The sequence below is a fragment of the Limisphaera sp. 4302-co genome (assembly GCF_049537155.1).
GTDB lineage: Bacteria > Verrucomicrobiota > Verrucomicrobiia > Limisphaerales > Limisphaeraceae > Limisphaera.
The window spans coordinates 146,473-160,186 of sequence record NZ_JBMVQZ010000001.1 but is presented as its reverse complement, the minus strand read 5'-3'; the positions used below and the strand labels follow the sequence as shown (position 1 = coordinate 160,186).

Below are 13,714 nucleotides of genomic sequence, written 5' to 3'. Positions count from 1 at the left end.
TTACCACCGGCGCGCGGCCGCCCGCAACCGGTCCAGGGGTTTGCCCCGCCCTGCCCCGCCGCGACAGCTCTGCTGGCTTCCACTCGCAAGGCCCGTTGCGCATGCTGAGGCTCATGCTGAATCCGCACACGTCCCTGGTGGCGCTGATTGATGTACAGGAGCGGCTGGCACAGGTGATGTCCGACCGCGAACGGCTCGTGGAAAACCTGCGGCGACTGATCCGGGGCGCACAGGTCCTGAACCTGCCGGTGGTCTGGGCGGAACAAAACCCGGAACGACTCGGCCCCACCGTGCCCGAACTGCGTGCCCTGCTGGAGGGGCATCGGCCGGTGGCCAAGATGACCTTCAATTGCTGGGCCGACCCCGGCTTTCGCCGCGCCATCGAGGCCACGGGCCGTCACCAGGTCCTGTTGGCCGGCATCGAAACGCACGTCTGCATCTATCAAACCGCCGTGGCCATGCAGGCAGAGGGATGCGAGGTTGAAGTCGTGGCCGACGCGGTCTCCTCACGGTCGCCCGAGCACAAGCAGCTCGCGCTGACGAAGCTCCTGTCCCTGGGCGTCCGCCCCACCTGTGTGGAGATGGCACTGTTCGAGCTGCTGCAGACCGCCGAAGCGCCCGCTTTCAGGGAGATTCTCTCCCTCGTGAAATAGCCGGCAACCCGCCGCCGCGGGCTTCCGTGGAAGGGGCTGGGCGCCCCCTCACCGACTGCGGGCATTCAATCGGCGCCCGCCCGGACTGCGCAGGGAAGCAAGTCCCGCAGGGGACACGCCTCGCAACGCGGTTGGCGTGCACGGCAGTAGTGTTTACCGATCATGACCAGTTGGGCGTGGTAATCCTGCCAGTAATCGAGTCGCGCCGGACCGCGCTTGTGGTTGAGCACCTGCTGGCAGAGCGCCTGCAGGGCCTCGTAACTCAGGGCGGGTTCGGCCCGGTCCGGCAGCGGCAGCGGTGCGCGGGCGGACCCCGGGCCGGCAGGAGACGCCGCCCCGCGCAGGCCCTGGAGCCACACCGGGCTACCGGCGTACCATCCATGCCGACCGAAGATGCGGCGCGTGTAGGCGTCCACCACGAACACCTCGTGTCCTCCGGCGTACAACAGCATGCTGTCGGCCGTTTCCGGGCCCACGCCGGGGATCTCCAACAGCCGCGCCCGGACTGCCGGCGTGGGGCCGCACCAGAGCCGTTCCAAATCCCCGGCGCATTCCTCCACCACAACCCGGAGAAAGGCCCGCAACCGGCGCGCCTTCACACGGAAATACCCGGCCGGGCGGATCAACTCCGCCAGGTCGGCCTCGGGAAGGGCGAAAAGCCGGCGCGGATCCAGCAGCCCGGCCCGCTTCAGGTTTGCCAGTGCCCGCTCCACGTTCGACCAGGCCGTGTTCTGCGTGAGGATGGCGCCCACGCAAACCTCGAACGGTGTCTCCGCCGGCCACCAGTGCTGGTGACCGAACCGCGCGCGGGCCCGGCGGTACGCCTCGCGCAGATCGCGCACAATGGCGGGCGGCGGGCACTCCGACACCCGTGTCTCCCTCACGCCCACGGTTTGCCGTCGGCACGCGTGCCGCAGAGATGCACGCGAATCCCCAACGCGGAGGCCATGCTGGCCTTGGTCAACAGCGCCAGGTCCGCCGCCTCCGCATTGTGGGCGTAGGCCACCTGGATGTGATTCGATTTGTGCCGGGCCATCATCTGGTCGCGGGTGACGCCGTACGTCACGGCGTGCATGATGGGCCATTGCGGCGTGGTCGCCTGCCAGCGCCGTTCGGTTTCCGATCGGGGCAGGGCCACCACCTTGGCGCGGCCCAGGTCCATGTGCAACGCGTCCTCGGCGATGTAGATCCGCGACCAGACGATTTCGCCCGGTTTGGAGATCCCGCGGAGGGTGCTGCCGCCCTTGGGAAAATACATGGGCGGCTGGCGAAAGCCCTCGGCACCCTTCCACCCACCGATGAAATGGGCCGGGGGCGCCGCCCCGCTGATCTCGAACACCCAGACATAATCCTCCACCGTTCCGGAACGGTCCCAGTCGCCCCAGCGCACATCGTGCAGGGTCGTCTCGACCGGCTGGGCCAGCGCGGCATGCACACGCGCGGTCATCAGACCGTCCAACCCCGCGCATTCGTCCACCTCGTTGAAATGGACCAGCGGACGACCGGCAAACAACACGCGGCGGCCGTCCCGGGACCGGACCGGCGGCCGCTGCGTGTTGTTGAGCGTGCCCTCCACCAGATCGCTGGCGGGCAGGAGGTCCTTGAGCCCCTGCTGGTACTGGATCCCGATGGCGTCGCAGCCGAAGTCATCCGCCATGCGCACGGCGGCGATGTACATCTTGCACTGCCAGAGGATCTGCTGGTCCGTCAGATCGGTCGCCTCGTCCGGTCCGGTGTGGAATTTCATCCCTCGTTTCTCCATCCAGTCGCGGACGGCCCGGGCCTCTTCGTCACGGACCTGCAGGGTCTCGTAGTAAAGGGCGGACTGGCTGAGCCGTTCCTTGAACACCCCGGTGGCGTGCAGCAGGTCGTCCGGGACGATGGCGTTGAACATCCCCATGCAACCCTCGTCGAACACGCCCAGGATCGCCTTGTTCCGGATCAGCTCGGCGGCGAGCTTTTCCCCGATCCGGCGTGCCTGTTGCGGGACCTTCACCCGGTCCCATTCCACCACGTGTGAGGTGTCGTGCTCGCAGCGGCCGGTGGTCAGCCAGGCTCGCAGCCGGGTCCGGAAATAGTCGTCCTGGAAATCCTCGCTCCACAGGGTGGAATACTTCACGCCGGCCTTGGTCAGCGATCCGTTGAGGTTCAGCATGCCCACCAGACCCGGCCACTGGCCCGACCAGTTCGCCACGGTCAGGATCGGTCCTCGATGGGTCGTGAGTCCCGGCAGCACATGATGGGAATACTGCCAGACCGCCTCGGCCACAATGAGCGGTGCGTCCGGGTCAATCTGCCGGAACACCTCCAGCCCTTCGCGTTGCGAGGCGATGAAGCCGTGTTTCAACTGCCGTTTGTACGGATGGCCGCGCACGACCCGGTATCCCTCGGCCTCGATGGCGGTGGTGAGCGCCTTTTCCATGGCCGCCTGGGCGGGCCAACAGACCTGATTAGCCGACAGCCGCAGATCTCCGCTGGCCACCAGCACCACCGTCCGGTCCCGACTGGACCCGGTTCCGATCCGTTTGACACGCTTGGTTTTCATGGTCTCCAAACAGGTCTTTGCAGGTTTCGTTCTTCCGGGCGCGGGGTGCCTCCCGTCAGGGCAACGGGTCACCCCCGCGCTCCACGTTGGTCCGGTCGAAAACCCGCGATCCCAGCACGATGCGTTTCGGCACCGGTTCACCCCGCAGGATGCGCAGGGCGGTTTCGACTGCTTGCTCGCCGCCCGTTGGGTATTGGAACGTGGCGTCCAGGATCCCCTGGCGCACATAAGCCACGCCCTCGTGCGGGAGGGCGTCAATGCCCACGAACAGCATCTCCTTTTCCCGACCGGCGGCCCGCGCCGCCAACCACGCACCGTGCGCGCCGGGATCGTTGTGCGCATACACAAGGTCAATCTTCGGAAACCGGGCCAGGGCAGATTCCATCTCCCGCCGCGCCTCCGGTTCCAGCCATTTCATGTCCGCCTCGAAGACCACTTCGATCTCCGTGCCTGCGAGGGCCTCGCGAAACCCGCGGTGCCGGTCCTGGGCGGGGATCGAGGTCATGAGGCCCTTCAGTTCCACCACGCGTCCCCGGCCGCCCAACCGCCGTTTGATCCATTCACCGGCGGCCCGGCCGATCCTCACGTTGTCGGCTCCGATGAAACACGTATAGCGGTCGCCCAACACCGCCCGGTCCAGCACGATCACCGGAATCCCGGCCTCCATCGCCCGGGCAACCGGTTCCGTCAGCGGCGCCGCTTCCTTCGGGCTGATGATCAACAGGTCCACCCGCACGTTGATGAACTCTTCCACGTGTGCGCGCTGGCGCAGCGTATCGTTCTGGGCATCCTTGAAGATGACCCGCAACTCCGGATGTCGGGCCGCCGCGGCCTGAATGTCGGCGTTCATCTGCACGCGCCAGGGTTCACCCAGATTGCACTGGCTCATGCCGATGGTGAACACGCGGGGCGCGGCGCGGTTCTCTCCGGTGTCTGTGGGAGAAACGGACGCCGGCCGGTCACAACCCGCCCACGCCACCAGCAGAAGGACAACGGCAAGACCACGAGCTGCCCGCAATCCAGTCTCATGATTCATGGCTCGTATGGATTCGCTCGGGAGCCGGCTCGGGAGGCCCGCCCCGCCGTGATTCAACGTCTGCCCAACCCCTGGGTCAACACCGCAAGCACAATGAGGACCCCCATCAACATCAGCCGGCCGGACTCCGGAACGGCATGAATGCTCAGAATCTTCTCCAGGTAACCGACTGTCAGCACACCCAGCAAAGTCCGCCCGATCCCGCCCTCGCCGCCGGTGAGTTTCGTCCCTCCCATGACCACCATGGCAATGGCGATCAGTTCGTACCCCGCGCCCGTTTCGGGGTCCCCCTGTTGCTCCTGCGCAGCCTGGCAGATGCCCGCCACGGCAGCCAACAAACCGCTCAGGACGTACGCCCCCGCCTTCATCCGCTCCACCGGCACGCCCGAGCGTCGGGCCGCTTCCTCGTTCCCGCCGATGGCGGACCACCACCGGCCCCAGGCATGCCGGCCCAGCAACATCCCGCAAAGCACCGCGCAAGCGAGAAAAAGGATCGTGACCACCGAAAGATTGCCCCCCAACACGCGCGTGTCGATCCATCGGAACAGCGCCGGCACTTCCAGGTACCGAAAGGAACCGTCCGGCTCCGGCACCGCGGTGGACACCTTCATCCCGCCCGAACTCCACTTGGCCAGTCCGCGCGCGAAGACCATCGTCGCCAGCGTGGCAATGAACGGCTGCAGTCCCAGTCGCGCAGTCAGCCATCCGTTCACACCACCCAGCAACGCGCCCACCGCCAGAGCGGTCGTCACCACCAGCCACGCGGGCCAGCCGAGGTGGATCGCCAGCCGCGCCGTCACCACGGCCACCAGCGCCAGCACGCTGCCCACCGAAAGGTCAATGCCCCCGCTCAGGATCACCACCGTGAGGCCACAGGCCAGAATGCCGTAAACCGAACTTTGCCGGAGCGCATCCCGGTGGGTCGCCCACTGATGGAAGGCGCCGTCGGCCGGAAACACCAGGCCCAGCGCCAACACCAGCACCAGCGCCAGCCAGGCACGCCCGGCAGCGCCATGCCACCCGGCCTGCCACCGGCCCGCTTTTTCACCCGCCGCGCCTGGATGTTCGCCTCGCACGCGCCAACTTTCCCCGCCAACCCGGTCCACCGGCAAATGCGCCACGCCGGCGTTTCCAGAAGACTTCCGCAGATTGAAAGACCCGCCGCGCTCCGCGCAATGGCAAAACCGGTCCGCCCGACTCAAACGGCGCCGGCAGGGCAGGCTGCGGCGCCGTGATCAGCCTTCCGGCCCTTTGCTGAACGGGGCCCGGCCGCCCGTTCGGAACAACCCTGATTCGCCGTGCCCGCACGCCTCGGCCCGGATGAGATGCACCGCCGGGGCCTTGATCCATGCCTGCACCGACTGTCCAGGCGCCAGACCGAGTTCCTCGCACGCCGGCCGTGTGACAAGGGCCGTCAGGGGGAAACCGGCGTCCAGTTCCACCCGCCAGAGCGGATGCCCCGGGTCCACCCGCAGCACACGCGCCGGCAACCGGTTGCGGGCGCTCGATCCGCCCCCGGCCTCGCCGGTCAGCAGGACATCCTCGGCCCGGATGCTCACCAGGACCGACTCGCCCGGTTGGGCGTCGCCCAGCGCCTGCAGCCTCGCCCGGCCCACCTCCACCGTCACCAGGCCCTGACCGGCCGCGAGCACCCTCCCTGGTTGCAGCGTCTCCACCCCGAGGAACTGTGCCACCGCGGGTGCTGCCGGCCGGCCATACACAGCCGCCTTGTCACCCTGCTGGATCACGCGGCCTTCCAGAAGCACGGTCACCCGGTCGGCAAGCACATATGCCTCGGCCAGGTCATGCGTCACCAGCAGCACGGTCAGCCCGTGCCGATGTTGCAGCGTCCGCAACAGCCACCACAATTCGCGCCGCAGACTCTCGTTCAAAGCCGCAAAGGGTTCGTCCAGCAGCACCAGCTTCGGTCGGAATGCCAATGCCCGCGCCAGGGCCACCCGCTGCCGTTCGCCTCCGGAAAGTTGGTTCGGCCGCCGCTCCAGCAGGCCGCCCAGACCGGTGACGTCAACCAGCTCCTCCACCCACCTTTCCCACTCCGCTCCCCGGCAGCCCCTGGCTTCCAACCCATACCGGATGTTTTCGCGAACGGTCAGGTGGGGAAACACTCGCAACTCCTGCGGCACGTAACCCATGCCCCTGCGCTCCACAGGCCAGCGGGTGATCTCCTGCCCGTTCAGGGTCACCGAACCCGATTCCACCGGACGCAGGCCCAGCACGCCATGCAGCAGGGTCGTCTTGCCGCAGCCGGACGGGCCCAGCACCGCGTGGCACCGGCCGGGTTCCACCCTCAGGGAAACTTCCCGGAGACGAAACGTTCCCGCGCGAACGGTCAGCTCCCGCACCTCAAGCATGCGACCTCCCGCCCGACAACCACCGCACACAGATCAAAGCCCCCAGCCCCGCGATCACCAGCAACACGATCAGCGCCGCCGCACCCGGCAGGTCGGCCGCTGACAACCGCAGGTACACCGCAATCGGGAGCGTCTCGGTCCGCATCGCCATGGTGCCGGCGATCATGATCGTGGCTCCGAACTCGCCCAGTGCCTTGGCCCAGCCCAGCACCAGCGCAGCCGCCAGGCCCCGGCGCGCCAACGGCAGCGTAACGGTCCGAAACACGCGCGCCGGCGAGGCGCCGAGGGTGCGGGCCACCGTTTCCAATTCGACCGGTACGCCGTCGAACGCCGTCTGGGCCAGCCGCACCATCATGCCCAGCACCGTCACGAACTGGGCCAGAACCACGCCGGCCACGGTGAACACAAAACGCACCGCGTGCTCCTGCAACCACTGGCCGGCAGGATGACTCAACGCCATGAGCAGCATCGCACCCAGCGCCGCTGGTGAAACCACCATGGGCAGCTCCAGCACCGTTTCCACCCAGCCCCGTCCGCGAAAGCGGTAACGCGACAGCGCATAACCCGCCGGCAGTGCGCACAGCAGGCCCAGGACCGACGCGGCCGTGGCCGCCCCCAGGGACAGACGCACCGAATACCAGGTTCGGGAAGAACTCAGAACCGACAGCAGCCCGCCAGGCTCCACGAACGTCAGCGCGGCCGCGATCAAACCGGCGTAAACCACCAGCACGGCCCAGGCCGCCACCACGGTCGGCGCAAACGAGCGCCACCCGAGCCTGCCGGGCCGTTCCCGGTCCGCGGCGCTCCCACCGATGCCGGCGTCGTTCATCCTTTCACGGAGCCAGCCAGGACCGCGGCACTTCATACTCACCGCCCACCGGTCGTTCCGCCCCCAACCAACGCCACGCCGCCTCCGGGCTCTCGAAATAGCCGTACTTCCGCCATACCGGCCGGGCCTCGGGCCCGGTGAGGTACCGGAGGAAATCCTCCGCCTCGGCCAGACGCACGCTGTACCGCCCCACGGCCCCGGCCAGATACCCCACCCTGCGCACCTGCACGGCCGGCAGCCGGACCGTCTCAAGGCGGCCCGGCAACCAGTGTTCGAACACGTGCCATCCGATGGTGGCGTCGGCCAGCTTCAAGGCCACCGCGGTGGCCGTGCGCTCGCAGGAGTCGGTGTAATTCACGATGTTCCGGCGTAACGCGGCGCACTGCGCCGGGGAGAGCGAGTGCTCGAAGATCTCCACCGCGTACGCCCCCAAGCAGACCGTCTCCGGTTGAGCCAGCAGGACCCGGACGCCGGGTCGCGTCAGGTCCTCCAAGGTCCGGATGCCGGCAGGATTGCCCTTGGGCAGCGTCAATACGGGAACGAGCCACGCGATCTGACGCTCGGTCTCCGGCCGGACCAACCCCTCGCGCCGCGCGCGAATCATGTAGTCGGACGAGCCCGGCAGATACACATCGCCCTCACGCGCCAGTCGCATCTGCGCAAGGACCGTGCCGGACCCGCCCAACACCAGCTCCACCTCCACCCCGGTCTTCTTTTCATACAGGCGGGCGATCTCCTCGAGGGGCGGCTTGGCCGCCGCGCCGGCGAACACACGGAGCGTTGTCCCCTCCGCGCCCACGACCCCTGCCAGCATCGCCACCACGACGACGATCCACCCTGGGGAAGGGCCGCTGTCCGTTCGTTTGCCGAACCGTCCGTTCATGGTGAGGCCCTTTCCGCACGGTCCCCGGGGCGCTCCCCCGCGGCGCCGGCCTCGCCGGAGCCGGCCTCGTAGTGGATCACCTTGACCTTTTCCAGCGTCACCAGCCCGCCCTGCATCATCGGTTCCAAAACAGGCAGGAAGTCGCGGATCTTCTCTTCCCCGTCCACGATCTCAATAACCACGGGCAGGTCCATGGACAACCTCAGGATCTTCGCCGTGTGCAACCGACTGGACTTGCCGAAACCCATCGGCCCGCGCAGGACCGTGGCACCGGCCAGATGCATCTCCCGCGCCTTCAGCACAATCGCCTCGTACAGCGGACGGTGTTCCCACCGATCGCTTTCCCCCACGAAGATCCTCAACAAAACAGCGTCCTCGGGCAGTTGCATGGTTCTCAACCCCTCCAGGTTTGCAGCCACACACCCAGGGCATGGCCGATCCACACGCCCACCAGACAGAGCCCCACCGACAACACCACGTTGCCGGCCGCGTCCCACCACTGGCCGTCCTGCAACAGTGTCAGCGTCTGCAGACTGAACGACGAAAACGTGGTGTACCCACCGCAAAAGCCCAGGATCAGAAAGGCCCGCACCTCGGGCGGGGCCCACCATCGTCCTTCGGGACTCAACAGGCCCGCCAGGAAACCCACGAAAAGCGACCCGGTGACGTTCACCACCATCGTCCCCCAGGGAAACGTCTCTCCCACACGCGCCGCCACCCAACCGGACACCCACCAGCGGCAAAGCGCGCCCAGTCCCCCTCCCACGAACACGCACAAGCCCTGTGTCATAGCTCGCCCCCAAATTAGACTGCCTCCCGCCACAGCGCAGCCGCAATTCAGCCCATCCCTTCCCCCCTTGCACGCCGTGACGGCACCGCGGCCGACCCGACGGCGGATCCGAACCCGCCGAAAGGGCCCGTCCGGAGGTCCCGCCCACTTCAACGCCAGCGGCGCAACTCGATCCTGGTCACCCCTTGCACGGAAAGAACCAGCCGCCCGCCGTTTGGTTCCCAGTTTTCACCGGCCGCCAGCACGCAGGGTTCTCCGTTGGACCGGACTTCCGGCAGACGCCGACAACCGTGTATCAGCACCCAACACCGTTCCTCCGGCCACGGCTCGATCCGCAACAGGAGTCGCTCCGGTTCATCCCCTTCCACGAAAAGCCGGCCGGGCACGTGCACGCGCAATCCCGCCGGGCGCAAGACCTCACGCGTGTACGGAACGGGCGCATCATACGCGCGAATGGCCGGCAGCAACACAGTGGCCGGGTTGATGGCCGGTCCGTCCCGGAGCTGCTCCTTCAAGAGGAAGAAATCCGGAAGCAACCCGCCGCGGGCGCGCTCGTTCTCCGGCCAGGTCTGCTGCACGCCGCTGAAACTGATCCCCCGGGCCAGACGCTCCCACGGACCTGCCGGATCCCACCTGGCCAGTTGCCACAGGGCATCCGCATAGACCAGCCCGCACCACTGAACCGGCCGGCCCAACCAGACCGGTGCGCGCCAGCCGGTCGCTCCGTAGACGGGGATGGTGGCGTACAAACCCACGCGGCCCGGGCAGGGTTGCGCCAGATAGACAAACGGCACACCGGTCCAGGCCCAGTAACGCGCGCGCTCCAGCCACCGTTGTTCCCCGCTGAGCTCGTATCCCAGCACGAAAGCCCGAACCAGATGGGCCGCGGCCAGGATGTCGGGTGTGTGCAGCGGGATTTCCCATGTCTGCGCCCCGCGCGGCACGCCATCAGCGAATTTGCGGTCCAACACCTCCAACTTCTCCAGAGCGGCTGGAATCAGATCCGGGTCGCCCGTCCACAGGGCCGCCTCCAAGACCGCCGCCACCCGTTCGGCCATCAACCCGCTCGCCTCCCGGGAGGTGTGCGTCCGACCCAGGTCCGGTCCACCCGCCTGGGGCCGGTAGGGGAGCGAACCATCGGGTTCGAACTCCCGCAACCAGGCCCGCGCCTGTTCGGCCGCGTTGAGAACCTCGGCCATCACGTCTCCGAACACGAGCGCCGGCAACGGCCAGCGCACATGACCGATCTGGTGCTGATTGCGTCGCCCCGCCGGCACGCGCGCCACCGCCCCGCGGGCTGCCTCTTTCAACCGCCGCGCCAGCTCCGGATCGTCCACCCGGCCGGCCAGCCATTTCATCGTCCACGCCGCGTCGGCCGCCGGCTGCGGCGGGAACCCCGGCCAGACAGCGTGCCGGTAAAGGTCGCCCACCCGGATGTCCGACTCCAACCAGCCGCGGGCAACCAGCCGAAAGTACTCCCCGGCTGCCAACCCCGGCTCGGGCGGGGCCGGCCAACCCATCACACCCATCGCATGCCGAAGCGCCGGCACGACCGTGGAAGCCTCTCCCCCCAGAATCCATCCCCGCCATTCCACCGGCCGGCCCGCGCGCAGTTCCACCGGGCCGTATGGAAGCAGGCTGGACTCATCCCGAATCCGCCCGTCCGAGCCCGGGTGGATCCACCCCATCAAATGGCCGCCGCTGCCGAAGAACCGGTCCGGGGAATCGAACACCGCAGCAACCTCGTCGCCCGCCCGCTCCCACAGGACGCCCAGGTACCGGTCCCGGGCGACCACCACCGCCAGAGGGATCGTCCATTTCACCGCGTCGGGCACCTGACGATCCGACGCCGGAGGCAACAGGTCTGCCGTGGAACTGCTGGGTTCGTCCTCCAGATACTCCAGCCCCGCAAACAACCCCTGTTGTTTGTGCGTGCCGAAGGCGCCGGGACCGGCCACGATCCACAGCAGCGGCAGGTGCAGTACCTGCCGGTCCCGATCACACGCCACGCGCACCGCCACGCGTATCGTTCCCTCCCCCACGCCCACGAGGGTCTGCTCCATCGTCCATGTCCCGCCATCCGGATCCCGAAACCGCGCCTGCAGTCTCAGCCCCTTCCCGCCTCCGACGGGCAGCAGCGAAACGGTCGAACGGTTCGATGACCCCGCAGCGTCCGAGGAAGCCGCCCCAGCATCGGAGGACCAAGAAAACCACCGCGTCCGACCTCCGACCTCACAGCCCACCAGGGCACGGGTATGACCGAAACCCATCCGCAGCCCGTTCACCCACAGCTCGAAATCTCCCGGGCCGGCCTGACCGTGCCGCAGCCGCAAGGGACCCTGCCCGATCTCCCGGACCGGTGGGGCCAAGCGCGGTTCCTCCGGGACCGGCCATTCCGGCGCCTGCGGGACCCGCCGCTGCCGGACCTTCAGGTACGCCAACACGCAGCGGCCCGTGGTGCCGGGCGGATCGAACCGGAACCGCGTCTCCGGCGCCAGCGGCGGCAGGGGCAACCGCGCCTCGTGCCAGCGCCCGGCCGGCACCTCGAACCGCACGGAATCCTCTTCCCGCGCCTGGTCCGTGAAGTAAAAGACCTGCGCGGTCCCACCCTGTTCGGACCACAACCGCACCTCCAGCCACACGGGGGTGGTGCGCGGCAGTCGCAATCGCGGCCCGGCACAATACGGATCAGACCCCGTGATCTGCATCTCCATCCCCCCGGCCACGTGTCGCAACGGCGCCAGATCGTGCGTCGGTTCCCATTCACTCACGACCGCCGGATCCTGAAAATCGAACCCGGCCAGGAGATCGCGCTCTTCCCCGGCGGCAAGCCTCCCCACCCAGATTGCAAGTCCCAAGGTCAGCAGCCGCTCCACGACCCGGAACAGCCTCGAGCCGGGTCTGCACCGATCCTCGTTCATGGTCCATCCCCTGGTTGGCTTCCCACCGCTTCGCCTGCCCCGGACAAAGCCGCACGGATCCGGCCCAACACGCCGTCCGGTTCACACACCGTCGAAGTCCGTGTCTGCAGATCCCGGACCTGCGCCCGGATCGTGCCATCCGGGTCGCGCGCCAGGCTCACCACGAATCTTGCACCGGCATCCCGCGCGCGTTTGAACTGCTTGTCCGGTTTCTCGGGCCCCAGCGGATGATCGACCGCCAAACCCGCGTCGCGAAGCTGCTGCACCAGGGGCAGGGTCGGGGCACGGAGCGATTCGTCCTCCACGAGGCAGAAGACCTGCACCCGCGGCGGCGGCGCGGGCGCCAGGCCGCGGGCCCGGATCAGTTCCGCCAGCACCACGTCGCCCATGCCGAAACCGAGCGCCGGCAGATCCACGCGGCCGCCGCTGATCAACCGGATCAGATGATCGTATCGTCCGCCGCCGGCGATCGCCCGGAACCGGCCTTGCCGATCGAACGCCTCGAATACTATGCCGGTGTAATAGGCCAGCCCGCGGATCACCCGGTAGTCCACCTGCACGTACTCCGACAACCCGCGCGCACGCAGGTTCTCCAGGACAGCCGTCAGTTCCTGCGTGGGCACCGACTCCTGCAAAAACCTCTCCACGCTCTCCCAGCCGATGCCGAGCTCCATCAGCTTCTTGCGCGTTTCCTCAGGAGACGTGCGTTCCCATTTGTCAATCACCTGGTAAAACGCATACTCCCGCTCCGGACCCTGAAGCTCCGCGGGCGTGTGCCGGCGATAAAACTCCTGCCAGGCTTGCCGGCTGCTGATCCGCACCACCACGTCGGCCGGTTGAAAACCGAACGCCCGCAACGTGTCCACCAGCAGGGCGATCACCTCCGCATCGGCGGCCGGGTCCGACTCCCCCACAATGTCTGCATTGAACTGGAAGTGCTCCCGCAACCGCCCTTTCTGCTGCCGTTCGTACCGGAACAACTGGGGGATGGCGAACCACTTCAGCGGCTTCTTGTACTGCCGCGCCTGACTGGCGACCATCCGCGCCAACGTGGGGGTCATCTCCGGCCGCAGCGCCACCTCCCGATCCCCCTTGTCCACGAAATGATAAAGCTGCTGAACGATCTCCTCGCCGCTCTTGACCTTGTACAGCTCCAAAGGCTCCAACGGCGGCCCGTCGTACTCCGCAAAACCGTACCGCTGCGCCACCCGGCGCCAGGTCGAGTGGATGTGCCCGCGCAAACTGGCGCTCCAGGCAAGCGCGTCCCCGGACGGAACCGGTTCCGGATAAAAATCACGAAATCCCGGCAATCGTTCCATAGCGAGCGCAGAGCTTACGACCAGGCCGGTCCCGCGGGAATCGAAAACACCCTGCCCCCCGCCCGAACAACGGTGCATGGGATCATGCTCCCCCGATCCGGCCCGGCCGCGACACCGGAAAACCGGCCGGGCTCACCGCCGCTCCGGGGACTCCGTCCGTCCGTCCGATGCACGGCCCGCCCTGACCGGTGGCGCAAAATCGCCCGCCGCCCACCGGCCCGACCCCGGGCAATGAAACAAGACACCCCCGTGCCGGGGACCAGACGACTACCCCGCACCCGTGCCCGGCTGCCCGCCAAGCAGGCTCGAAACCCTCTCCTGAATCCCCGCCGGAGACCGCTCCCCGACAACCACCACCGGCCAGGA

General features: G+C 67.8%; 12 protein-coding genes. 1 reads left to right on the top strand and 11 read right to left on the bottom strand.

What is annotated here, in order from left to right:
• Positions 1-113: 113 nt before the first annotated feature.
• Positions 114-653: a hydrolase gene (locus ACPDIX_RS00555; protein WP_423429816.1), complete on the top strand. Its 540-nt coding sequence runs from the start codon at positions 114-116 to the stop codon at positions 651-653.
• Positions 654-718: 65 nt separating this feature from the next.
• On the opposite strand, the gene ACPDIX_RS00550 is transcribed toward ACPDIX_RS00555, so the two are convergent.
• From ACPDIX_RS00550 to hisS, 11 genes are all read right to left on the bottom strand, one after another.
• Positions 719-1,537 carry an endonuclease III domain-containing protein gene (locus ACPDIX_RS00550; protein ID WP_423429815.1) on the bottom strand — a complete coding sequence of 273 codons (819 nt, stop codon included), beginning with the start codon at positions 1,535-1,537 and terminating at the stop codon, positions 719-721.
• Complete coding sequence (locus ACPDIX_RS00545) at positions 1,534-3,198, bottom strand: L-fucose/L-arabinose isomerase family protein (RefSeq protein ID WP_423429814.1); 1,665 nt, start codon at positions 3,196-3,198, stop codon at positions 1,534-1,536. The genes ACPDIX_RS00550 and ACPDIX_RS00545 overlap by 4 nt, the downstream gene beginning before the upstream one ends.
• A 55-nt stretch (positions 3,199-3,253) precedes the next feature.
• Positions 3,254-4,234: a substrate-binding domain-containing protein gene (locus ACPDIX_RS00540; RefSeq protein ID WP_423429813.1), complete on the bottom strand. Its 981-nt coding sequence runs from the start codon at positions 4,232-4,234 to the stop codon at positions 3,254-3,256.
• A 53-nt stretch (positions 4,235-4,287) separates the two neighbouring features.
• Positions 4,288-5,310, bottom strand: a complete 1,023-nt coding sequence (locus ACPDIX_RS00535; RefSeq protein ID WP_423429812.1) for an ABC transporter permease — start codon at positions 5,308-5,310, stop codon at positions 4,288-4,290.
• Between the two features lie 159 nt (positions 5,311-5,469).
• Entirely contained in the window at positions 5,470-6,606 is a 1,137-nt protein-coding gene (locus tag ACPDIX_RS00530) for an ABC transporter ATP-binding protein (RefSeq protein WP_423429811.1), read from the bottom strand.
• Positions 6,599-7,435, bottom strand: coding sequence for a molybdate ABC transporter permease subunit (locus tag ACPDIX_RS00525; protein WP_423429810.1), 837 nt, complete (start codon positions 7,433-7,435; stop codon positions 6,599-6,601). The genes ACPDIX_RS00530 and ACPDIX_RS00525 overlap by 8 nt, the downstream gene beginning before the upstream one ends.
• Before the next feature lie 4 nt (positions 7,436-7,439).
• Positions 7,440-8,318: a molybdate ABC transporter substrate-binding protein gene (locus ACPDIX_RS00520; protein ID WP_423429809.1), complete on the bottom strand. Its 879-nt coding sequence runs from the start codon at positions 8,316-8,318 to the stop codon at positions 7,440-7,442.
• Positions 8,315-8,707: a DUF190 domain-containing protein gene (locus ACPDIX_RS00515; protein WP_423429808.1), complete on the bottom strand. Its 393-nt coding sequence runs from the start codon at positions 8,705-8,707 to the stop codon at positions 8,315-8,317. The genes ACPDIX_RS00520 and ACPDIX_RS00515 overlap by 4 nt, the downstream gene beginning before the upstream one ends.
• Positions 8,708-8,712: 5 nt before the next feature.
• A complete protein-coding gene (gene crcB, locus ACPDIX_RS00510) occupies positions 8,713-9,108 on the bottom strand; it encodes a fluoride efflux transporter CrcB (RefSeq protein ID WP_423429807.1) in 396 nt (131 codons plus the stop codon).
• A gap of 149 nt (positions 9,109-9,257) precedes the next feature.
• The gene (locus ACPDIX_RS00505) at positions 9,258-12,029 is read right to left on the bottom strand and encodes a hypothetical protein (protein ID WP_423429806.1); all 2,772 of its coding nucleotides are present in this window, start codon (positions 12,027-12,029) and stop codon (positions 9,258-9,260) included.
• Positions 12,026-13,348, bottom strand: a complete 1,323-nt coding sequence (hisS, locus tag ACPDIX_RS00500; protein WP_423429805.1) for a histidine--tRNA ligase — start codon at positions 13,346-13,348, stop codon at positions 12,026-12,028. The genes ACPDIX_RS00505 and hisS overlap by 4 nt, the downstream gene beginning before the upstream one ends.
• Positions 13,349-13,714 lie beyond the last annotated feature (366 nt).